The sequence below is a fragment of the Sphingobium chungbukense genome (assembly GCF_001005725.1).
Lineage (GTDB): Bacteria > Pseudomonadota > Alphaproteobacteria > Sphingomonadales > Sphingomonadaceae > Sphingobium > Sphingobium chungbukense.
The window spans coordinates 203936-226020 of record NZ_LBIC01000005.1 but is presented as its reverse complement, the minus strand read 5'-3'; the positions used below and the strand labels follow the sequence as shown (position 1 = coordinate 226020).

The window sequence follows — 22085 nt, the reverse complement described above, 5'->3', positions numbered from 1 at the left end:
CGATGCTATAAATAGCACATACTATTTATCTACGCGATTCCGTTGCGGCGATTCTGAAAGGAGAGGCATGAGCAGTCAATTCGATGTGGTGATCCGCGGCGGAACGATCGTGGATGGCACCGGAGCCCAGCCCTATGTCGCGGATGTCGGCGTGAAGGATGGCGTCATCGCGCAGATCGGAACGATCGACGCGTCGGCAGCCGAGGAAATCGACGCGCGCGGCCTGACAGTGACGCCGGGCTTCGTCGATGTCCACACCCATTATGACGGCCAGATCACCTGGGAAAGCCGCATGGCCCCTTCGTCCAATCATGGCGTCACCACCGTGGTCATGGGCAATTGCGGCGTCGGCTTCGCGCCGGTGCGGGACGGCGATCATCAATTGATGATCAAGCTGATGGAGGGGGTCGAGGATATTCCCGAAGTCGTCATGGCCGAAGGCGTGCCGTTCAACTGGAACAGCTTCCCCGACTATCTCGATGCGCTGGACCAGCGCGTGTCCGACGTCGATTTCGCCGCGCAAATCCCGCACAGCCCGCTGCGCGTCTTCGTCATGGGCGAGCGCGGCGCCAATCTGGAACCGCCGACGCTGGAGGATCTGGTCGAAATGCGCCGCTGCGTCAGCGAGGCGGTGAAGGCCGGCGCGCTGGGCGTCGCCAGTTCGCGCAACCTCTTCCACCGTTTCCGTTCCGGCGAACTCGCGCCGTCGGTCACGACGGAACTGGACGAGGTGCTGGCGCTGGCCGAGGGTCTCAAGGATGCAGGCGCGGGCACGTTCCAATGCAACCCCAATCTCGACAATGATGCCGAGGTGGAACTGAAGATCTTCCGCACCATCGCCGAGCAGGCGGGGGTTCCCGTGACCTTCAGCCTGATCGCCATGCCGACGCGGCCGGAAAATTGGGGCCGCTATGTCGAAGGCGTGCGCCAGGCGGGGGCCGACGGCCTGACCATCCGCTGCCAGTTCATGCCGCGTCCGATGGGCGTCATGTACGGGCTGGAACTCAGCTACCACCCCTTCTCCCTCAACCCCAGCTTCCGCCCGCTGGCCAAGCTGCCGCTGGAGGAAAAAGTGGCGCGGATGCGCGATCCGGAACTGCGTGCCCGCCTGATCGCCGAGGAACCGGACGATCCGAACCCCGCCTTCGTCGGACTGATCAAGTCGATCAGCGCGCTCTACCGCATCGGTGATCCGGCCGATTATAATTTCGCGGCCGAGGACAGCATCCAGGCGGAAGCCGCGCGCCGCGGCGTCGATCCGCGTGAAATGATCTACGACGCGCTGCTGGAGGATGAAGGCCGGGCGATCCTCTGTTCCTATTCGTCCGACGTGCCCGAATATCTCGCCCAAAGCCGCGACCTCATCGGGCAGGACAATATGATCGTCGCGCTGGGCGATGGCGGGGCGCATTACGGCATGATCTGCGACGCGGCCTATACCACCTATCTGCTGACCGGGCGGCTGGGCCGGGACGGTCTGGACCTGCCCACCGCGATCAAGGCGCTGACCAGCCAGCCCGCCAACTCCGTGGGGCTTCGCGATCGCGGCGTGCTGGGCGTGGGGTACAAGGCGGACATCAACGTCCTCGACATCCCCAACATGATCCTGCACCGGCCGCAGGTGATCGCGGACCTGCCGGCGGGCGGCAAGCGCCTGTCGCAAAAGTCGAAGGGCTATGTCGCGACCCTCGTCAGCGGCGCGGTGACCTACCGCAACGGCGAAGCGACCGACGCGCTGCCGGGCCGCCTGGTGCGCGGCGTCCGTGGCGCTCCGGCAACCGCGCAGGCCAGGCAGCATGAAATCGCCTGATAGGGCGTGTCCGCGCGGATAAGGGGCGCGCGGGCCTCCTGAAGACCGGCACGGTCCTATCCGTGCCGGTCTTTTTCATGGCGGAACAGAGGCCGCAGCAATGCGACCGCCGAAGCGATCCGTTTCCCCGATTCCTCTTCGGAACATTGCAGCAGGCCGTCATGACCACCGGTCACGAGGGCGCCGAACTGCCGCGCGAGCAAGGCGGGGTCATGGCTCGATAGCCGCCCCTCCCGCGCCATGGCTTCCAGCCACTCGACCAGCGGCGACGCCACATCGCGGCTTTCCAGCAAGATCTGCCCCGCCAGTTCGGGAAAGCGCCGCGCCTCGAAAATGACCAGGCGCAGGAAACGGTCGGCGGCGGGATCGGCGGTCGCTTCGGCAATCGCGACGGCAAAGTCGGCCAGTACCGCCTCCGGCTCCCGTCCCTCTGTCGCGACCGCCGCGAAACGATAGGCCGGGACGCGGCAGGCATAGCTGCAAATCGCCCGAAACAGCGCCGGCTTGTCGGGGTAACGGGCGTAGAGCGTCGTCTTGCTGATGCGCGCGCGGCGCGCCACCTCCGCCATCGTGACGCCCGCAAAGCCATGGTGTTCGAACAGTGCCGCGGCGACCTCCATGACGGCCTGCTCACGCGCCAGGCTTTCGTCCGCTGTAGGGCGTCCCCGTCGTCGTGGCGCCTGGCGCGCAATGATCATATTCCTGATCCCCTTCCCGCTTGCACGGGCTTCTTTTTAATTGGACACATAGGTTCAATTAAATCGGGATGAAGGTGCAAGGCAATGGCGGATACGCTCAAGGTGGGGATCATCAGCGCCAACTGGAGCCTCAAGGTCCATGGCGCGGCCTGGCGGCGGATCGAGGGCGTGGAAGTCGCCGCCATCTGCACCTCCCGCCAGGAAACGGCGGAACGGGCCGCGCGGGAATATGACATTCCCAAAGCCTATTGGAACCATGAGGAGATGTCGGCCGACCCCGACCTGCACATCATCGATGTCGGCACGCGGCCATCCTTCCGCTTCCCCATGGTCATGGCGGCGCTGAAGAACGGCAAGCATGTCTATGACGCGCTGCCCTTCGCGGTCAGCCTGTCCGATGCCGAAGCGATGCGCGACGCGCAGCGGGCCGCCGGCGTCGTCGGCGTCGTGGACGCGCAATTCCGCTGGTCGCCACATGCACAGAAGATGAAGCGCATGATCGATGAAGGCTTCATCGGACGCCCGCTGGGCTTCAACGTCCAGCTCATGCTGCCGCTGATCGTCGCCAACGACAAGCCCTATGCCTATTGCGCCTATTCGGAACATACCGACCCCTATTATTGGCTGGCGGAAAAGAGCAGCGGCGGCAGCGCCTGGCGCAATTTCGCCACTCATTCGCTGCTGTTCCTGACGCATCTGATCGGGCCGGTGGCGGAGGCGACCGGCATGCTGACGACCGGCGTGCCCGAATGGTTCCTGCCCAATGGCGAAGTGCTGCGGCCCGAGACGCACGATCTGGGCAGCGCGGTGCTGCGCATGGAAAATGGCGCGATCGGCAGCCTGCAGGCGGGCTGGTGCGTGCCCGACACCGAAGGCTGGCGGGTGGAGGTGTGGGGCGACAGGGGCCGTTTGCTGCTGGTCGACGACAGCTTCGGCAATTTCCCCTCGGCAAAGCTCTATGCCGGCGATGCGCGGTTGCTGACCTATGGCCAGCGCACTTGCGAGGAGGTGACCGTGAACGACCATTATGCCGTTCCCGGCGTCGCGGGCGCCACGGCGGAGCCGCGTCCTTTCGCCGCGATGGACTGGATGTTTCGGCATATGGTCGATGCCATTCGCAACGGGACGGAAGGATCGCCCAGCTTCACCGAGGCGGCGGCGGTGCAGCGGGTGGTCGAAGCGGTCGAGCGCGCCGATGCCGAAAGGCGCTGGATCGCGATGAAGGACATGGGCTGATCGGCGCGATTTCGACGAGCGGCGGCAAGGCCCGATCGATCCCATAAACGAAATGGTCCACCGGTCCCGTCAGGGATGTTTGCAGGAAGAGAATAGATGCTGAGAGTGCATAAGCGCATCGATGTCACGGCGGCAGCGCCGGAATTGGGGGACAAGGTCGAGATGGCCGTGACCCTGACCTTGCCCGATCCGTCCGCCATGCCGGACCAGCCCATCGCGATCTTCGCCTGTCCGGGCGGCGGATATTCACGCCATTATTTCATGATGCGGTTCGAGGGCCATGAAAATTATGACGAGGCTGTCTGGCAGGCTGTCCAAGGCCTGATCCACATCGCCATCGACCATGTCGGCGTCGGCGAAAGCAGCATTCCCGACCTGTCCAGGATCGATTTCCAGACGATGGCGGCAACCCATGATGCCTGCGTGAGACAGATTGCCGCCGCCCTGCGCGACGGCACGGCGGCGGAGGGCTTTCCGGCCTTGTCCTCGCTCTTCCTGGTGGGGATGGGGCAGTCGATGGGCGGCGGCGTCACCATATTGACGCAGGGCCGGTTCGCCACATTCGACGCGATCGCGCCTTTCGGCGTCAGCGCGATCCACACCGCCCTGCCCCAGCGCGACAAGGCGGCCTTCGAACATGGGATGCGCCGCTTCGACAAGGTCGCCACCGGACAGGTCAAAAGCCATCTGGAACAGGACCATGAGGGCGTCGACTATGTTTATCCCTTCCATTGGGAGGATGTTCCCGCCGACATATTGGAAGAGGATATGAAGGGCGGATACCCGATCCGGCAGACCACGCCGCTGTTCGGCAGCCTCACCATCCCGAACTGCGCGGTGCAGATGATGCTTCCCGGCGTCTTTGCCGAAGATGCCGCCCGCGTCACCGTGCCGGTCCTGATCGGCGATGGCGAACGCGATACCTGTCCGGAACCTTATCGCGAGCCGGCGGCCTATTCCGCTTCCCCCGACGTCTCCCTCTTCATCGTGCCGCGCATGGCGCACATGCATAATTTCGCGTCCACGCGCGAGACATTGTGGAGACGCCTGCACGACTGGTCGCGCATGATCGCCATATCCTGACCGGGGCGATTGTCGACACAAAGGGAACGCAAGACGGCACGGGCCGGCCGCCGGTCATCAGAATCATGATGCTTGGCGGCCCCCGCTCCCCCTTATGAAAGGCATCCCTGTATGGCAGCGGGATAACCGGTCAGAGGTCCATCATGCGTACTGCCTATATCGTTTCCCCCGTCCGCACGCCCGTCGGCAAATATCTGGGCTCGCTGGCCGATATGCCCGCCGAGCGGCTGGCCGAAGCCGTCATCCGCGCCGTCGTGACACGCAGCGGCATCGACCCGGGGGCGATCGACGATGTCATCCTCGCCCAGAGTTACGCCAATGGCGAAGCGCCCAGCATCGGCCGCTGGGCGGCGCTGGCCGCCGACCTGCCGCTGGAGGTGCCGGGCATGCAGCTCGACCGCCGCTGCGCCGGCGGTCTGACGGCGGTAGCGACGGCCGCCGCCATGGTGCAAGGCGGCATGGCCGACGTGATCATCGCCGGCGGCGCCGAAAGCATGAGCAATGTCGAATATTATACGAACGGCATGCGCAAGGGGATGCGGGCCGGCAACAGCATGCTGTACGACCGGCTCGACCGCCAGCGCGAGCGATCCCAGCCGGAGGAACGGTTCGGCAGGATTTCCGGCATGATCGAGACGGCCGAAAATGTCGCCCGCGACTATGAAATCTCCCGCGCCGATGCCGATGCCTATGCCGCGCGCAGTCATCAGCGCGCCGCCGCCGCCTGGGAAGCCGGCCTGTTCGCGGACGAACTGGTGCCGGTCACGGTCAAGACCCGCAAGGGCGAAATGATCGTGGACAGGGATGAAGGCATCCGCGCCGATGCGACCGCCGAAATCATGGGCGCGTTGCGGCCGATCATCAAGGATGGCGTCGTCACTGCGGGCAATGCCAGCCAGCAGAATGACGCCGCCGCCGCCTGCCTGGTGGTGTCCGAAGAGAAATTGAAGGAACTGGACCTGACGCCCATCGGCCGCTTCGTGGGCTATGCGGTTGCCGGATGCCATCCCGGCGTCATGGGCATCGGCCCCGTGCCCGCGGTGGAAAAGCTGTTCCGCCAGACCGGCCTGGGCTGGAAGGACATCGACCTTGTCGAACTGAACGAAGCCTTCGCCGCGCAGGTTCTGGGCGTGCTCAAGGGCTGGGACTGGAACGATCCGGCCAAGCTCAACGTCAATGGCGGCGGCATCTCGCTGGGCCATCCGATCGCCGCGACCGGGGCGCGCATTCTCGCCTCCATGCTGCACGAAATGCAGCGGCGTGGCGCGCGCTACGGCCTCGAAACCATGTGCGTCGGCGGTGGCCAGGGCGCGGCGGCGATCTTCGAACGCGCCTGACGTTGCGAGCGGTTCCGGCGTCCCCTTTGCACCAGGGAACGCCGGAACGGATTCTACCAGCGCCGCCGCATCTGAAGCCCCAGATTGCGCTTGCGCAGCGCGGCTTCGCGCTCAGCCGGAGTCACCCGTCGCGTGTCGGCGGGAAGATGTTCGGTGATGTCGGCGAAGGGCACCTTCCTGATCGTGGGCATCGGATAGCTGTCCGCGCCGTGCCAGCGACCGACCAGCATGCCGCGCGTGTGCCCGCCGCTATCGAGCCAGTTGGCGACGCCCGGGTCTTCCAACGCAATCACGGTGCGGAACTTCCCGTCGCTGTCGATCTGCGCCTGCATCGCGTTGAGGCTGCTCTGGCGATAACCGAACTCGATCTGGTTCCAGAGTTCGTCGTTAAGCTGCACATTCCAATATTTGCAGTTCTCCGGCAATTCCGTCTCGATGATCAGCGCCTCGCCCGGCTGATAGTCATAGATGCACCGGAAATATTTTTGCGGCCATTCGCCGCTGTTTCCCAGATCTTCAAAGCCCGACAATTCCATGACGTTCAAACCAAGATCATGGATGACCTTGTTCTGATAGCCGATGCAGATGCGCGAAAAACGCTCGACGAACCCGCCCATGATGGCGTCGAGCCGCGCCGCGATCTGTTCCTGCGTCAGCCGGGGCTTCAGCGGCGGCTTGTCGAGCCGCTCGATCGCGAACCGGGCATCCACGTCGACGCCCCAATCATAGGCGAACTGGCGGATCATGATGTCGCCCGCCTGAGGATCAAGATAACGCCAGTCGCCGGTCCAGTCCTTGGGCCGCTCGGTGCTGAATATCACCTCGAAATAGCCGTCCTTGTCCAGCGTCAGGCCGTCGGCATCATAATTGTTGAAGCCGGGCTTGGGGTCTTGCGTGCCGAACATGCCGCGGCCAACGGCGAAACCCATCACCTTGTTGGTGCCGCGATAGCCGCTGACCTTGTAGACGCCGTCGCCGCTGACCGGCGCGATATGATAAATGGCGTCGGGATTGGGTTGCAGCAGGAAGATGCTGTTCTCGAACGGCATCCAGTCGGGATGTTCGGGTGTCGACTGGAAATACCAGACATAGGATTGCGCGATGTTCATCACCAATTGGCGATAGAGTTCGGCGCGAATCTGGTCGTCCTCCGGAAATCCGGTCATGGCGTTGAGGGCCCCTGCCGGCTTCAGCAGGTCGACATAGGCGCTCCAGTCCTTGAGCGCGGCTGCGGGTGCGGCACCGCTGTTCATGACTGCGCCCGACGCGGATGCCGGCAGCAGGCCGCCGACCATCGTCCAGAGCGCGGTGCCCAGCAACCTCCGGCGCGACAACGTAAAATCGTTCGCATCCTCATCCGACACTCTCCTTCTCCATATCGTCCATTCCTCAGCCCAAGGGCACACCCGCCAGCCTGACGTCAGCTTCCGTGCCTGCGTCCGCCGGACACCTCGATCCCGCGCCCGGTGATCATCGATGCCTCGTCGCTGGACAGGAACAGCACCGCATTGGCGATTTCGCGCGGATCGACCGCGCGGCGGATCACCTGGTTTTCGCCTGCGATCTCCGCCTGTTCCTCGGCCGTGAACATGGATGCGATCTGCGGCGTGGCGGTCAGCCCCGGAAGCACACTGTTCACGCGGATATTGTCGTCCGCATAGGCGCAGCTCGCATGATGGCTGAGATGGATCACCCCCGCCTTCGCCGCCGCATAGGAACAGGGCGCGGACGGCGTGTAAAGCCGCGCCGCCATGGACGCGGTATTGACGATGGTGCCGCCGCCATGGGCCTTCATCACCGGGATTTCATATTTCATCGCCAGGAAGGTGCTGGTCAGCGAGATGCTGATCGTCCAGTTCCAATCCTCCAGGCTCATCTCCTCGATGCTGCCGGGGCGGGACATGCCGATATTGTTGAAGGCGTGGGCGATGGGACCATGCGCCTCGTTGGCGGCGGCGATCGCGGCCTTCACCGACGCCTCGTCCGTGGCGTCGGTGGCGACGAACAGGGCGGTGCCGCCCTTGGCCCGGATGGCGTCGCGCACGGCTTCGCCCCTGGCCGGGTCCAGCTCGGCAATCGCCACCTTCGCACCTTCCTCGGCAAAGGCATGCGCCGTCGCTTCACCAATGCCCGATCCGGCGCCGGTGATGAAAACCGATCGCCCCTCGAAACGCCGCCTGTCACCCATCTTCTCTCTCCTGATGATATCAATCTCGATTAATGCGACGGCTGGTCTGTCAGGCGGCTGATCTCATGGCCGTCCACCTCCGCCCAGAAGGGCGCCCAGCTATCGAAATCCTGCGGTAGGTCGGGCGGATTGTCGTGCCCGGCCCAGCCGGTGAAGGGCGCCGCCGGCCGTTCCTGCCAGTCGGCGGAATACCAGTGCTTTTCCCGCCGCCGGACGAAAAACCACTCGCCATCCCGCCGTTCATAAGTATCGAAATAGGCGATCGCCATGACCACCCATTTGCCGTCATCCTCATGCTCGGCGCGGCAATAGACCACGCCATGCGCATGATCGGCATCGTCGAATTCGACCCGATGGCCGCAAATCTGGTGGATGGACCGATAGAAAGTCCTGACCGCGGGCGTGATGATGGACTTGAGTACATCGCGCCCGCTGCCACGCCGCCCGCAATAGACGTCAGGGATGAACAGATCGACCCAGGCGTCCATATCCCGGCTGTCCACCGCGATCGCGTAACGGATCGGAAGCTGCTGGATCGCCGCCAGCGATTCCAGCCGGTCGATCCGCGCCTCCAGTTCGTTCATGCCAGCCGCTCCAGATTGGCGGGGTCGAACGGCAGGAAGGGTTCGTCCCGCTTCGCCTTGCCGAACCAGTCCGGATCGTTGAGGATCGCCCGGCCGACGCCGACCAGATCGAACTCGCCCTTTTCGAACCGCTCGATCAGCAGCGGCAGATTGTTCACCGACTGCTGGCTGTCGTCGATATGCCTGGCCTTGCCCTTGGCCTTGTCCAGCGCGACGCCGCCCACGGTCATGGACGCCTTGCCCGTCAGCTTCTTCGCCCAGCCCGCCAGATTGAGCGGCGATCCGTCGAAGATCGGCGTGTCGAAATAGCGCTGGCTGGCATCGAACAGGTCGACCCCCGCATCGGCGAGCGGCCCGAGCAATGCGCCAAGGCCATCCGGCGTATCCGCCAGCATGGCGCGGTAATCCTGCATCTTGAATTGGGAGAAGCGCAGCACGATCGGCATATCCTCGCCAATCTCCGCCCGGATCGCCTTCACCACCGCCACGCCGAAGGCGGCGCGTTCGCCCCATCGGTCTTCGCGCCGGTTGGTATAGTCCCACAGGAAACTGTCGATCAGATAGCCATGCGCGCCATGGATGGCGATGCCGTCCACGCCCAGCGTCACCGCATTGCGCGCCGCCTGGCGGTAGGCGGCGATGACGTCGGCAATATCGCTTTCGCTCATCGGCGGCACAGGCGCCAGGCTCTCCATCCGTCCCTCCTCGCGGAAGGAGATGATGCCGTCCGGCGGACCCCAGATGCCCGACGGCCGCATCGGATTGCCGGTGCCGGTCCCGGCATATTCGACATTCCACATCGGTCCCTGATGCCAGAGCTGGGGAATGATCCGCCCGCCCGCGTCATGCACGGCATCGACCAGCTTGCTCCAGCCGGCCAGCGCCTCGACCCCGTCGATGCGCGGTATGTCCGGATGGTCGGCCGCGGCATAATGCGGCAGCGCCACCCCTTCCGTCAGGATCGCGCCCAGGCCCGTTGCGGCGCGGCGGCCATAATAGCTCGCCACCTCCTCGGTCGGCACGCCCAGTGGCGAGCGGTAACGGGTCATCGGCGCCATCACCACCCGGTTCGGCAGTGTCAGGCCGCGCAGGGCGAAGGGGCTGAGCAGAGGATCGATCAGGCTCATGTCATTCCCCCTTGAACAGGGGTTTGCGCTTCTCGATGAAGGCGGCCCGCTTTTCGGCGGTGTCGGCGGTCGACTGACTCATGAAGATGGCGCGATTCTCCATTTCGATCGCCGCCTCCAGGCTGGGCGCGTCGACATTGAACTGGAGCGAGCTTTTGGTGAGGGCGATGCCGATCGGGCTGTTGACCATCACCGCCTCCGCCAGCTTGAGCGCCTCTTCCATCAGCGCGTCATCCTCGACGCAGCGCAGGACAAGGCCGATCCGTTCGGCTTCCTCCGCCATCACCGGGCGGCCCGTCAGCATCAGCTCGGCGGCGCGCTGCAATCCGACAAGGCGCGGCAGCAGGTAGGAAAAGCCCATTTCATGGCCCGTCCCCGCATTGTGGAAGGCGTTGACGAACTTGGCGGAACGCGCCGCGATGGTCATGTCGGCGGCGATCGCGATCGGATAGCCCGCGCCCGCCGTCACGCCGTTCACCGCGCAGATCACCGGCTGCGGCAGGGCGCGCATCAGCAGCGGAATTTGGCCCAGCTTGGCCATGACGCGCTGCTGGAACTGCGCCTTGCCCAGCCCCTCGGGCACCCAATCGGGCTTGCCCGCGCCGCGAATGTCATGACCCGCGCAGAAGCCCCGCCCCGCGCCGGTCAGCAGGACGACCCGCACATCATGATCGTAGCGTACGGCCTCCAGATGGCCGATCAACTCGGCATACATGGCATAGGTCAGTGAATTGAGCGCATCGGGCCGGTTCAGCGTCAGTCGGCAGACGCCCTCGACCGGCATGTCGCGCAAGATGTCGCCCATCTGGCTCCCGTCCTTTTCTTTCATTCCGCGTGGTTGTGGACCATAGTCGACCAAAAGACGGGGGTCGCGGAACCCCTGACAGCGTCCCGCGCAGAGCATATCATGGTTGTGAACAGGCGTACCGCGATCTTGTCATCATGCCCGCCGATGGCATGGGAACAGGGTATTTCAGCAAGGTGATCCATGGCCAGACTGCCCCTTGAACAGATCCGCGTGCTTGACCTGACCCGCGTGCTGGCGGGCCCGTTCGGATCGCAGGTGCTGGCCGACATGGGCGCCGACGTGATCAAGATCGAGCGGCCGGTCGTGGGCGACGACGCCCGCATCTTCGGCGAGCCCTATCTGCGCGATGCGGAGGGCAGGCCGACGCGGGAAAACGCCTTCTACATGTCGGTCAACCGCAACAAGCGATCGGTCGCGCTCAACATCGCCAGCGCCAGGGGGCAGGAACTGATCCGCGAACTGGTCAAGTCCTGCGACGTGGTGATGGAAAATTACAAGGTTGGCGACCTCAAACGCTATGGCCTCGACTATGAAAGCCTGAAGGCCGTCAATCCCCGCATCATCTACTGCTCCGTCACCGGCTATGGGCAGGACGGGCCGCTGGCGACCAAGCCCGGCTATGACGCCGTCTTCCAGGGCGAATGCGGCCTGATGAGCGTGACCGGCGTGCCGGAGGGCAAGCCGGGCGCGGGGCCGATGAAGGTCGGCCCCAGCATCATCGACCTCTTCACCGGGCTGAACGTCGCCAATGCCATATTGGCCGCCCTCTATCATCGCGACGCGAATGGCGGGGAGGGTCAGTATATCGACGTCGCCCTGCTCGACTGCGGCGTGGCGGCGCTGTCCCATTATGCGCAAATCTACCTGACGTCGGGCGAAGTGCCGGTCCGGCGGGGCACACAGGGCAATGGCGGCATGCCGACCAGCATGTTCCCGTGCAACGATGGCGCGATCATGATCACGTCGGGCAATGACAAGCAATATATCGCGCTGTGCGATGCGGTCGGCCATCCTGAATTGAAGGACGATCCGCGCTTCTACACCAATGTCGAACGGGTGAAGAATCGCGACGAGATCACCGAGGTGTTCGACGCGATCTTCCAGACGAACAGCGTCGATTATTGGCTGGAGAAGCTCGGGGCGGCCGGCATTCCAAGCGGTCCGATCAACGATCTGGAACAGGTGTTCGCCTATCCGCAGGCAGTGCACCGGGGCCTGCGCGTGCGCGCGCCGCATCCGCTGAAGCCGGACCTCGACCTGATCCGCAGCCCGCTGAACTTCTCCGAAACGCCGATCACCGACTATCGCGCCCCGCCGATGCTGGGGGAACATACCCGCGACGTGCTGGCGCAGGAATTGGGGCTGGACGCGGCGGCGCTCAACGGGCTGGCCGAAGACGGGATCATCTGAAACGAAAGGCGCGGCGGCCCATCCTTGAAGATGCCCCCGCGCAGAATAGGCGGCGTGGACAAATTCAAGACTCGCTGAACTGAGTAATTTGGGTGGTTAGCTGCCACTCAAACTCGTCATCCCAGCGAAGGCTGGGATCTCAGGCGAGAGGGGACAGCCCAGCCTCACGAGATCCCAGCCTTCGCTGGGATGACGAATTGTTGACGTCCGCTTCTGGCCAATTTTCCGACATTCCGAATTTGTCCACGCGGCCTAGGCAGTATCGACATTCAGCTATTTCGTACGGTTGGAGCCGCCTTCATTTCAAATCGTCATGCTGAAACAAGTTCAGCATGACGTCGCCTATATTTTTAAGCTGAATGTCGATACTGCCTAAGGTCTGTGGACAATAGGGATTTTCTTTTTGGCTGAGAAGTGATTCAAGCTCCTTTTGGGAGCGCGAACATGGACCCGAACCGTTTTGTTATCAGTGATGCGATGTGGGAACGACTTGAGGGGTTGCTTCCCGGCAAAGTGACAGACCGTGGTGTGACGGCGGCGGACACGCGCTTATTTCTGGAGGCAGTATTCTGGCGGGTTCGCGCGGGTCTGCCGTGGCGCGACCTTCCATCCGGGTTTGGCAATTGGAACAGCAACTTCCGCAGGTTTCGACGCTGGGCGCGCGATGGCGTGTTCGACCGGCTTTTCGAGGCTGTGTCGGACGATCCCGATATGGAATATGCGCTCATCGATGGCACGATTGTTTCCGTTCACCAGAAGGCGACCGGCGCTAAAGGGGGACTCACAATCAGGCCATCGGGAGATCGAAGGGTGGGCTGACGACCAAGATCATGGCTCTGGTCGATGCGCTGGGCAATCTGGTGCGTTTTGTTCTGATGCCGGGGCAACGCAACGATATCATGGGCGTCAGGCCGTTGATCGAGGGGCTGACGTTCGACGCCTTGCTCGCTGACAAGGCCTTTGACGCCGATTGGCTACGCACGGAACTCGCCGAACGAGAGGCGCAAGCCGTCATCCCGCCGCGCAAGCATCGCAAAGCTTGCATCGACTACGACGCCCAAATGTACAAATGGCGCCACCTCGTCGAAAACTACTTCGCCAAGATCAAGGAATTTCGTGGTATCGCAACCAGATACGACAAAACCGATGGCAGCTTCAAAGCCAACCTCAACCTAATCGCTACACTCATCGCTTGTCGGTAAATGTCCACAGACCTTAGTCAGATATAGCCGCGCCGCGCGCGATAGGCGGCGAAGCGTTCCTCCAGCCCTTCCCGCGTCAGGCCGAAATCCTCCGGCCTATGCTTGGGCCCCTTGCTCGGCTTATGGGGATGGGCATCGAGCCAGGCCTGCATCGCGCCCTCCGTCTCGACCGTCAGCGTCAGGCCAAGCTGGTCGTAGATGGAACGGATCGTCGCCATCTGGTCACGGGTGAAGTCGCGGAACTCGACATCGATGAACGTCGCGGCGCTTTTCGCCCGAGCCGACTCGGCGCGTTCCAATGCCTGCGCCCACATCTCCGCCTCGCGCCGCCCGACATCGGCGCGGTCGGCCTTGTCACCGCAGAAGGCGCGGCGCGCCGAGAAGATGAGATTGCTGACCGAAGGCGTCGAATCCACCGGGTCGCGATGGGTCTGGATGATCTTCGCGTCGGGAAAGACGTTCAGCACCTCCTGCAAGGAAAAGAGGTCGGTCGGGTTCTTGAGCAGCCAGCGGCGATCGTCCCCCGCGCCGATCAGACGCAGCACGTCGGCCAGCCAGCGATAGCTGTCGGTGTCGTCGCGGCTGCGGTACCAGCGATCATAATTGGGCACCTCCCACATGGACGGCCACATATTGCTGGCAAAGCCAGAGCCGAGGATGAAGAGGGATTCCTCGATCCCCTCCGCCGTCATCATATGATCGTCGGCCGATTCCGGCGACGCTTGCAGATAGGCGTCCAAAGATGCCTTCTCCGTCCGATATTCGGCAATACCGTCCCACGTCTCCCGCGGCGGGCGCGGCATGGGATAGACGGTCAGCCAATGTTCCGGCCCCTGGAACTGCGGATCGAGCGACATCAGCAGGTGCAGCGCCGTCGTGCCCGAACGGACGAGACCGGCGATGATGATCGGCTCGCTGATCGGCTGCTCCAGCACCTCCGGCCGTTCCTTCAACCCCTTGACCGCCAGGGCGCGGGTATCGAGCGACTGGCCGATGCGCCATGCGGTCGCCTGCACGCACGCGGGATCAAGGTCGAGCGCGCGGATGTCCGACAGCAGCAGGTCCAGCCCCTCGCGAAAGCCGGGGTCGCCAAAATCGTCAAGGCCCGTGCGCGCTGTCGAGGCAGCCAGCAGGGCGTCGAGGGTCAATATCTGCTGGTCCTGGACAATGGTTTCTGTGTTCATCAGGCTGCGCTCCACGGATCGACATGAATCTTGGTTTCGTTGGCGCCGGCGCGCAGTTGCTCGAACAGGTCGGGGAAGGCGTCCAGGCCCACCGTCCGCGACACCATCAGGCGCGGCTCGACATGCCCGGCGTCCAGCGCGTTGGCGCTATGTTCGAATTCCCTGAGATCATAGGCGAACGAGAATTTGATCGTGACCTGTTTCCAGGTGGCGAACGAGGGCAGGATCGGATCGGGCGAGGTGCAGAAACCCAGCGAGACGACCGTGCCCCCCGGCGCGACCAGTTCGACCGCCTTCTGCGTCATGCCGACCGCGCCGACGCATTCCATCACGATGTCGGGCATGCCGCCCAGCGCGGCCGAAACGCGCTCCGTCTCGCCATCGCCCAGGGCCTCGAAGCCGTCGGCGCCCATCTGTATCGCCAGATCGGCGCGCCGGGCCGAACGGGAAATGGCCACGATCTTCCCCGCGCCCAACAACCGCGCCCAATAGATGGCGGCAAGGCCGATCGACCCGGCGCCCAGCACCGCGACCTTCGCGCCTGGCTGCATCTGCGCCAGCCGCACGCCGCGCAGGCCCACGGCAAGGGGTTCGATCAGCGCGCCGTCGGCAGGCGTCAGCGTGTCGGGCAGCACGATCGAACTCGTCGCCGCTATCCGCATATATTCGCCAAAGCCGCCGACAAGGCCCTGCATCTGCGCGCAGGCCATCGGATAACCGGCCAGGCAGGGCGCGCAGCGGCCGCAGCCCGCCACCGGCATGGCGGTGACGAACTGACCGACCTTGAGCTTTTCGACGCCTTTGCCCAGCGCGACGACCTCTCCGCAATATTCATGGCCGATCACACTGTTGACGGGGAAATCATTGCCATGCCCGGACGTCATGTGCAGGTCCGTGCCGCACACGCCGCAGCGCGTGACCTTGATGACCGCTTCACCCTCTCCGGGCTGGGGATCGTCCACCGTCTCCACGACGAGCGGCGTTCCCGCGCCCTTGAATACCGCAGCCCTCATCTCTCTCTCCTAAAATCTTCTACCATGCCATTATAGATACTTTTAAGTACCTAAACTGGCAAGGCGCGTGGCACGAAATGGTCGGCCTGCGGCCGAACCTGCCCGTCGCGGGAAGAGGTGTGAAGATCGGCGGCGAGTGATCGCAGACATGATGTCCGGGACGGTCGGCGGCATAAGCGCTTTCCGATCGCGCCAAGCCGGTTCAAAGGGGATCACCATGGTCCATGTCACCTTCATCACCCCTGCCGGGGTCACGACCACGCTGGACGGAGACGTCGGCCAGTCGGTGATGGACATCGGCAAGCGCGCGGGCGTCGAGAATATCATCGGCGAATGCGGCGGCAGCGCCGCCTGCGCGACCTGCCATGTGCATATCGATCCCGCGTGGATCGATCGGGTGGGTCCCCCATCCGACGATGAGTGGGACATGCTGGATTTCGCCCATGGCAAACGGTCGGATTCACGCCTTTCCTGCCAAATCCGCCTGACCCCGTCGCTGGATGGGCTCATCGTCTACACGCCTGAACGGCAAGGCTGAGGCGCGAGGGCGCGCGCCACGCGAAGCGTCAACCGAGCGCCCTGAGCGCCGCGACAGCCTCCGCTTCTTCCTTGATGCCCGGCATCTTCGGCATCAGTTCCGCCTCTACCAGCCCGCGCCAGCCTATTGTCCGCAGCGCAGCGATGATCGGCGCAAAGTCGATCACGCCCGCGCCGGGCTGCACGCGGTCAGGCATGTCGGCCATTTGCACGGCCGAGAGGATGTCGGCATGCGCCACGATCGCCGCTGCCATGTCTTCGCCCACGCAATGGCAATGGCAGCTATCCAGGATCAATCCCACCCCGGCCGCCCGCGCGACAGCGGCAACGTCGGCCACGCGCTCGACGAGGGCCAACGACACACGGGCACGGCTGACCGCCTCGACCGCCAGCGCCACGCCCCGCTCCCCAGCAAGCCTGGCCGCGGCAGCGAGATTCTCCGACGCCCTCGCAACCTGATCGCCCTGCGGCCCGCCGCAATCCAGCAGGATCGCATTGATGCAGCCGCCCCCCATGCGCTCCGCAGCCGCCAGGCTCTCCGACATCGCCATTTCCATGTCGGCGACAGGCGCGCCCCAGAAGAAGGACGGCTCCATCCCCTGCACATTATGGGTGAAGCTCCCCATCTCCATCCCATGGCTGCGCAGCGCAGCGCCCATGCGCCGCTGCACTTCCGGCGCGCGCGTCTTCAAACCATTGTCGGTGATACCGGCAAAGCCCAGACCGGCCGCGCAATATATCTGCGCGACCGGATCGACCGATCCGGCGGTCGCGGCCAGCAACGGCGCGTCAGGATCGGCTATGCCAAGATGCGCGGCGATCCGCATGGGGCCGTCAGCCTTGGGTCCAGCGCTCAAGCGCTGCGTCCGCATCCGTACCCAGCGGCGGGTTCACTTCACCGATCCGACCCGGCGTCTCCGACAGGCGCGGCGCGGGTGCGGCCAGCGCCAGATCGCCCAGCGCGTCATCCGCCACATGGACCAGACTGCCGCGGGCGTTTACATGCGGGTCCGCCAGCATGTCGTCGATGCTGTTGACCGGCGTCACCGGAATGCGCCGGGCGACGAGCTGCTCCATCAGCACCGCTTGCGGCACGGTGGCGATCCAGGCCGCGACACGGGCATCCTGATCGTCCCCCTCCCCGCCCGCCAGCGCCACCAGATCAGCGGCGTGCCGGGCGGTGCTGGCGGAAATGGCGACATAACGACCATCGGCCGTGCGATAGACATTGCGCAACACGCCGGGCAGCCGCGACCCGCACCGTTCGGGCGAACGGCCCGGCTCCCACCTTTGCCCCGCATGGGCGACGATCTGGAGGATGGGTTCGTAGAGGCTGGCGTCCACTTGCTGCCCCCGTCCGTTGCGGTCGCGCCAATAAAGCGCCGACAGGGTGCCGATCACTGCGCTCATCGCGCCTACCGCATCGCCCAACGCCACCGAAGGCAGCATCGGCGGCCCGTCGCTGGTTCCCATCAGCGCGGTCAGGCCGCCAAAACCTTCGCCAATCGTGCCTGAACCCGGCCGGTCCGCATAAGGGCCGGTGCCGCCGAAACAGGATAGGGACAGCATGACAAGACGCGGGTTGATCGCGGAGAGGACATCCCATCCCAGGCCGCGCTTGGCCAGCACGGCGGCGGGATAATTTTCCACCAGCACGTCGGCTTGCGCCACCAGCGCCTTCAGCCGTTCGATCCCTTTTTCCGACCGCAAGTCGAGCGCCAGGCATCGCTTGCCGCGCGCGACGACCGGCCACATCTTGCTGTCGCGGAACAGATCGCCCTCCGGCGGCTCGATCTTCAGCACGTCGGCCCCGAAATCGGCCATGATCGTCGCGGCCAGCGGCGCGGCGTAGAGCGACGCCATGTCGATGACCTTCAATCCCGCCAAGGCGCCCGGCGGGATGCCCCCCCTCCCCTGTCCGTCCATTCGTCAACACACTCCTGTCTGCGGCGTCATGTCGGGAAAGACGATGAGCCGATATTCGAAACTTTCGCGCGGCGGCACCGGCCCTGTCGGATTGCGCAGCGAAAAAGCGGTGTGGGGCGCACAGGAGGTTGCGGGTTTGCGCGAATCATATTGGGTGAAGAACAACGCCTCGTCCGGCTGCATGTCCGACATGTAATACCAGCGATGCGCGGGATTGTGGGCCAGGCCATAAATCTCGCTCTCTCCCTGCGCATGGACGTGGCGGATCGGCACCAGATCCTCCGCCGCCACGCTTTCGGGCGCGCAAATGGCCAGCGGATCGTCCCTGAGCGGACCGCTGATGGCGCGCCAGAAATTGACGATCATGAAGGGTTGCCCCGCCAGCGCTTCGGCGCTGCCGCCCAGCCTGTCCCGCAGCAGCGGACCGATGCTGCGCGGCGTATAATCGCAATGGGCGCGGAGCAGCGGCTGGCGCAGCGTGCCCGATCCGCGAAAGGCGGATGGCCCGGATGGGCGACGGCGCACCGCATGGTCCCAGGGCAGGACCAGACAGTCGCACAGCAACGCGCGGGCCGCCGCCGCCATCGCGGGCGCAAGGTCGCGGCGCACCGCTTCATCATCGTCGAACGCAGCGAAACCGTCCGTCAACCGAACCGTCGTCAGCGTCGCGGGATCAAGCGCGTCCTTGTCATCGCGAAGGTCCCTGATCGTCATGTCGTGCGCGTCGATGACGACATTGTCGATGGGCACTCCCGCGGGAGGATCGACATACCATGTGGTCGGGGCAGGTGCGCTGCGGTCGATATAGTTGATCTGTCCCGTTACGGTCATGGCATCCTCTCCTGTCCCATTCAGGCTGGCGCAGCCGCGAGGAAATCTTCCCGCAACCTCCGCTTCACGATCTTGCCCGTCTCCTCGCGCGGCAGCGCACCGCTCACGATCACATGGCGCGGGACCTTGTATCCGGCGATCCGCTCGCGCAGGAACGCCTTGATCTCTTCGGGACCCAGCGTCCCGCCGGCCTGGACATAGGCGACCAGAGCCTCGCCAAATTCAGGGTCGGGCACGCCGAACACGGCGCAGTCGGCCACCGCCGGATGCTCCAGCAGAGCGGCCTCCACCTCGGCCGGATAGATATTCACCCCGCCGGATATCACCATGTCCACGCGCCGGTCGCAGAGGAACAGATAGCCGTCTTCATCCAGCCATCCTATGTCGCCACAGGTGATCAGCCCGTCATATTCCACCGCGGCGCGCTTTTCGGGATCGCCGTGAAAGGTGAAGTCGGGGGTTCCGTGAATGCGAAGATAGATGTCGCCCGTCCGTCCCGGACCTGCCCACCGGCCGTCTTCGCCGCGGATACGGACTTCCCCCGTCAGAACGGGCCGCCCGACGCTGCCGGGCCGGGCCAGCCATTCCTCAGGACTGATCTTCGTGACGACGCCGGTCTCGGTCGACCCGTAGGTTTCATGCAATACCGGGCCCCACCAGTTCAGCATGGCCCTTTTGACTTCGGGCGCGCAGGGCGCACCGGAATGCACCACATGCCGAAGGGTGGAAAGATCATAACGCGCCTTCACCTCTTCGGGCAAACGCAACAACCGCACGAACAGCGTGGGGACGAGCGCGCTATGGGTCACGCGATGCTTCTCGATCAGGCGAAGGCATTCTTCCGGGTCGAAGCGCTCCATGACCACCACCCGGCCCCCGGCGCCGAAGGTCGCCATCAGGATCGCCTGGCTGAACAGATGGTAAAGCGGTCCCGTCACCAGCGCGACATTGCCCGGCGCGGTGTCGTGGATGACGGACAGGACCCGCGCGCGCTGCGCGGATTCCTCGCCCGTCGCGGGCAGGCGCTTGACCGCCTTGGGCTTGCCCGTGGTGCCCGACGTATAGACCATGGAGGAACCAAGGCCGTTGCCGTCGCCCGCATGGGGCGGATGCGCGGCGATCCAGTCGTCATAATCCTGACGCTCGCCCTTCCCGCCCAGCGCGACGACGGGCAGATCGTCGGGAATCTCCCCTTCGATGCCGTCGAGCAGGTCGGCATGGCCGATCAGCAGCCGGGGCGCGGCGTCGCGCAGCACATAGCCGATCTCCGCACCATGCCAGTGCCAGTTGATGGGCACGCCATAGGCGTCGAGCTTGCGCACCGCCAGATTGGCTTCCAGCACCGCAAAGTCGTTGCGCAGCAGCAGCGCCACCGCATCGCCCGGGCCGACACCCGCCGCCGCCATCGCGCTCGCCAGCCGCGCCGCCCGGTCGAGCAGATCGGCCCGCGCGCGAACGCGCTCGCCGATGATCACGTCACCGCTCATGGCGCTGAAACCGGCCTGGTGACGGTGAGGCATGTGCCCCAGCTATGGATCATGGCGGCATGCAGGCCACCCTCGCCGCCGCCGACCATCACCAGCACGTCGTCGGGCGTGGGCACCAGATGGACGCGGCCATCCGGCTTGATCCGGCCCAGCTTCCCGATGGGATCGCGATATTCCGGCCGGAACCAGTCGATCGGCAGCGCGCATTTATCCCAGATATAGGCCTGAACATCCTCGATCTTCGGATAGGCCTTCGCGATCACCTCCGCCCAGATCGGGTTGATCACGCACAGCGTCTCGGCAAAGGCGGAGGAGGGGAGAAAACCGTTCGCCCCCGGATAGGCCATGGACTTGGCGATCATGTCGAGGAAACCGTCGGCGCTGTTCGCCACCACGTCGCAGATATTGGCCGTGCCCATCGCGCCATAGGCCGTGACGGCATCGCCCGGAACGCCGCGACGTTCCGCCAACGGCGTCCAGGGGGAGCGTTCCTCCCATTCGCCGAAGACGATGCCCGCGACGCGTCCCGGCGTGCCGTAGACGCTTTGCGAGGTCGAACCGATCAACTGGCCCGCCACATTGCGCATGATCAGGCGGATGGCCCGGCCGATCGCCACCGCGGGCCCGGCAACCCCGCCCAGGCACCCGGCCTGACAGGGAATGTCCAGCCGGTTGCGGATCGGCCCGTTGACGATCACCGCGGGCACCACCGATCCGGTGGTGGCGTTGAGGCCCGCAAGGTCGAATTTGGAATCGGCCATCGCCGCGATCGCCGCGCACAGCAGCGGCATGGCATCACCTGTGCAGCCTGCCATGACGGCGTTGATCGCGATCTTCTCGACCGTGCATTCGGCGCGCAGCGGCGGCAGCACGGCGATCAGCTCGTCGGGAAAGCGCCCGCCGGCGATCAGGAAATCCTGCACCCGCTCCTGCGTCGGCGGGATCAGCGGCAGCCCGTCGCCCCAGCCCTGCGCCATGGCGAAATGGTTGAAGGCGACGATGTCGTCGTCGACCTCATGCCGCCGACTGCTCAGCCAGTCCGCTTCGCACCCCGAAATTCCGCAGGAACGATCGATAGTGGTTTCTTGCAATGTCATGGACCTGCTCTTTGGGTAGAATGTCGAGTGGATAGGGAAGGATATGCAGGCGCAGGCCCGATCGACCGCCCCGCTTCGCCAGATTATGGGCCAGCCCTTCGAAATGAGCCGTCGCCACGGCAATGGTCGGTATGCCGGTGGCCGCCGCCGTCAGCGCGTCGGCGATGGTCCAACTGGTGCAGGACCCGCAATTGCCAAGGCCCACAATGGCCATGTCGCTCCGCTCCAACAGCGCGCCATATTCACGGTCGGCCTGCACGCCTTCCTCGCCGGTACGGCCGCAACTGCGCCAGAAGGTCACTTCCGCGCCTTCCGCCCGCAGCCCTTCGGCCCAGATTTCGCTGACCCAGTCCCAGCTCCGCCACAGCATGTCGATGCGGATCGCGATCTTCTTGCCCGCAAGCGCGCCTGCGTCGGGGCCGGGATCGGCAATATCGTGCGCCAGGGACGCGCTGGGGTCGAGAATTATCGTCATATCGTCACCTCGCGACTTAATTTGCATGCTGCATGCAACATGTCAATCAACC

General features: G+C 64.6%; 21 protein-coding genes. 7 read left to right on the top strand and 14 right to left on the bottom strand.

Annotation, left to right across the window (positions count from 1 at the left end):
- Positions 1-67 precede the first annotated feature (67 nt).
- Positions 68-1810: an N-acyl-D-amino-acid deacylase family protein gene (locus YP76_RS12075; RefSeq protein WP_046763849.1), complete on the top strand. Its 1743-nt coding sequence runs from the start codon at positions 68-70 to the stop codon at positions 1808-1810.
- A 56-nt stretch (positions 1811-1866) separates the two neighbouring features.
- Here YP76_RS12075 and YP76_RS12070 read toward each other — a convergent pair whose 3' ends face one another.
- Positions 1867-2508 (bottom strand): TetR/AcrR family transcriptional regulator, encoded by a 642-nt coding sequence (locus tag YP76_RS12070; protein ID WP_046763848.1) that lies wholly within the window; start codon positions 2506-2508, stop codon positions 1867-1869.
- An 84-nt stretch (positions 2509-2592) separates the two neighbouring features.
- Between YP76_RS12070 and YP76_RS12065 the strand changes: the two genes are divergently transcribed.
- From YP76_RS12065 to YP76_RS12055, 3 genes are all read left to right on the top strand, one after another.
- Positions 2593-3744 carry a Gfo/Idh/MocA family protein gene (locus YP76_RS12065; RefSeq protein ID WP_046763847.1) on the top strand — a complete coding sequence of 384 codons (1152 nt, stop codon included), beginning with the start codon at positions 2593-2595 and terminating at the stop codon, positions 3742-3744.
- Positions 3745-3840: 96 nt separating this feature from the next.
- A complete protein-coding gene (locus tag YP76_RS12060; RefSeq protein ID WP_046763846.1) occupies positions 3841-4827 on the top strand; it encodes an alpha/beta fold hydrolase in 987 nt (328 codons plus the stop codon).
- A gap of 143 nt (positions 4828-4970) precedes the next feature.
- A complete protein-coding gene (locus YP76_RS12055) occupies positions 4971-6164 on the top strand; it encodes an acetyl-CoA C-acetyltransferase (protein ID WP_046763845.1) in 1194 nt (397 codons plus the stop codon).
- A 53-nt stretch (positions 6165-6217) separates the two neighbouring features.
- On the opposite strand, the gene YP76_RS12050 is transcribed toward YP76_RS12055, so the two are convergent.
- Genes YP76_RS12050 through YP76_RS12030 form a run of 5 tightly spaced genes read right to left on the bottom strand, consistent with a single transcriptional unit; the run spans position 6218 to position 10868 of the window.
- Positions 6218-7528 (bottom strand): DUF1214 domain-containing protein, encoded by a 1311-nt coding sequence (locus YP76_RS12050; RefSeq protein WP_052757393.1) that lies wholly within the window; start codon positions 7526-7528, stop codon positions 6218-6220.
- Between the two features lie 56 nt (positions 7529-7584).
- Complete coding sequence (locus YP76_RS12045; RefSeq protein ID WP_046763844.1) at positions 7585-8352, bottom strand: SDR family NAD(P)-dependent oxidoreductase; 768 nt, start codon at positions 8350-8352, stop codon at positions 7585-7587.
- A gap of 29 nt (positions 8353-8381) precedes the next feature.
- A complete protein-coding gene (locus YP76_RS12040) occupies positions 8382-8936 on the bottom strand; it encodes a nuclear transport factor 2 family protein (protein WP_046763843.1) in 555 nt (184 codons plus the stop codon).
- Positions 8933-10063, bottom strand: a complete 1131-nt coding sequence (locus YP76_RS12035) for an NADH:flavin oxidoreductase (protein WP_046763842.1) — start codon at positions 10061-10063, stop codon at positions 8933-8935. Before YP76_RS12035 ends, YP76_RS12040 begins: the two co-directional genes overlap by 4 nt.
- A gap of 1 nt (position 10064) precedes the next feature.
- Positions 10065-10868 (bottom strand): enoyl-CoA hydratase/isomerase family protein, encoded by an 804-nt coding sequence (locus tag YP76_RS12030; RefSeq protein ID WP_046763841.1) that lies wholly within the window; start codon positions 10866-10868, stop codon positions 10065-10067.
- A 183-nt stretch (positions 10869-11051) separates the two neighbouring features.
- Between YP76_RS12030 and YP76_RS12025 the strand changes: the two genes are divergently transcribed.
- Together YP76_RS12025 and YP76_RS27010 are read left to right on the top strand one after the other, a co-directional pair.
- Entirely contained in the window at positions 11052-12281 is a 1230-nt protein-coding gene (locus YP76_RS12025) for a CaiB/BaiF CoA transferase family protein (protein WP_046763840.1), read from the top strand.
- A 444-nt stretch (positions 12282-12725) separates the two neighbouring features.
- Positions 12726-13483 (top strand): IS5 family transposase gene (locus YP76_RS27010; RefSeq protein ID WP_100237303.1). Its coding sequence is split into 2 segments (ribosomal slippage): positions 12726-13062 and positions 13062-13483, totalling 759 coding nucleotides; the frame shifts between segments, so codons are not numbered across the junction.
- Between the two features lie 17 nt (positions 13484-13500).
- On the opposite strand, the gene YP76_RS12010 is transcribed toward YP76_RS27010, so the two are convergent.
- Together YP76_RS12010 and YP76_RS12005 are read right to left on the bottom strand one after the other, a co-directional pair.
- Positions 13501-14667, bottom strand: a complete 1167-nt coding sequence (locus tag YP76_RS12010; RefSeq protein ID WP_046763839.1) for a sulfotransferase family protein — start codon at positions 14665-14667, stop codon at positions 13501-13503.
- The gene (locus tag YP76_RS12005) at positions 14667-15680 is read right to left on the bottom strand and encodes an alcohol dehydrogenase catalytic domain-containing protein (RefSeq protein ID WP_046763838.1); all 1014 of its coding nucleotides are present in this window, start codon (positions 15678-15680) and stop codon (positions 14667-14669) included. Before YP76_RS12005 ends, YP76_RS12010 begins: the two co-directional genes overlap by 1 nt.
- A 217-nt stretch (positions 15681-15897) precedes the next feature.
- On the opposite strand from YP76_RS12005, the gene YP76_RS12000 reads away from it, so the two are divergent.
- A complete protein-coding gene (locus YP76_RS12000; protein WP_046764094.1) occupies positions 15898-16218 on the top strand; it encodes a 2Fe-2S iron-sulfur cluster-binding protein in 321 nt (106 codons plus the stop codon).
- A gap of 28 nt (positions 16219-16246) precedes the next feature.
- Here the strand turns inward: YP76_RS12000 and YP76_RS11995 are convergent, their stop codons facing one another.
- Genes YP76_RS11995 through YP76_RS11970 form a run of 6 tightly spaced genes read right to left on the bottom strand, consistent with a single transcriptional unit; the run spans position 16247 to position 22033 of the window.
- A complete protein-coding gene (locus tag YP76_RS11995) occupies positions 16247-17074 on the bottom strand; it encodes a sugar phosphate isomerase/epimerase family protein (protein WP_232307524.1) in 828 nt (275 codons plus the stop codon).
- On the bottom strand, positions 17052-18143 hold the full coding sequence (locus YP76_RS11990) for a CaiB/BaiF CoA transferase family protein (RefSeq protein ID WP_046763836.1): 1092 nt from the start codon (positions 18141-18143) through the stop codon (positions 17052-17054). The genes YP76_RS11995 and YP76_RS11990 overlap by 23 nt, the downstream gene beginning before the upstream one ends.
- A 3-nt stretch (positions 18144-18146) precedes the next feature.
- Entirely contained in the window at positions 18147-18974 is an 828-nt protein-coding gene (locus tag YP76_RS11985) for a CmcJ/NvfI family oxidoreductase (protein WP_046763835.1), read from the bottom strand.
- A gap of 20 nt (positions 18975-18994) precedes the next feature.
- Complete coding sequence (locus tag YP76_RS11980; RefSeq protein ID WP_046763834.1) at positions 18995-20461, bottom strand: AMP-binding protein; 1467 nt, start codon at positions 20459-20461, stop codon at positions 18995-18997.
- Positions 20458-21558 carry a hypothetical protein gene (locus YP76_RS11975; protein ID WP_232307522.1) on the bottom strand — a complete coding sequence of 367 codons (1101 nt, stop codon included), beginning with the start codon at positions 21556-21558 and terminating at the stop codon, positions 20458-20460. Before YP76_RS11975 ends, YP76_RS11980 begins: the two co-directional genes overlap by 4 nt.
- Positions 21476-22033 carry a UGSC family (seleno)protein gene (locus YP76_RS11970; RefSeq protein ID WP_046763832.1) on the bottom strand — a complete coding sequence of 186 codons (558 nt, stop codon included), beginning with the start codon at positions 22031-22033 and terminating at the stop codon, positions 21476-21478. Before YP76_RS11970 ends, YP76_RS11975 begins: the two co-directional genes overlap by 83 nt.
- Positions 22034-22085 lie beyond the last annotated feature (52 nt).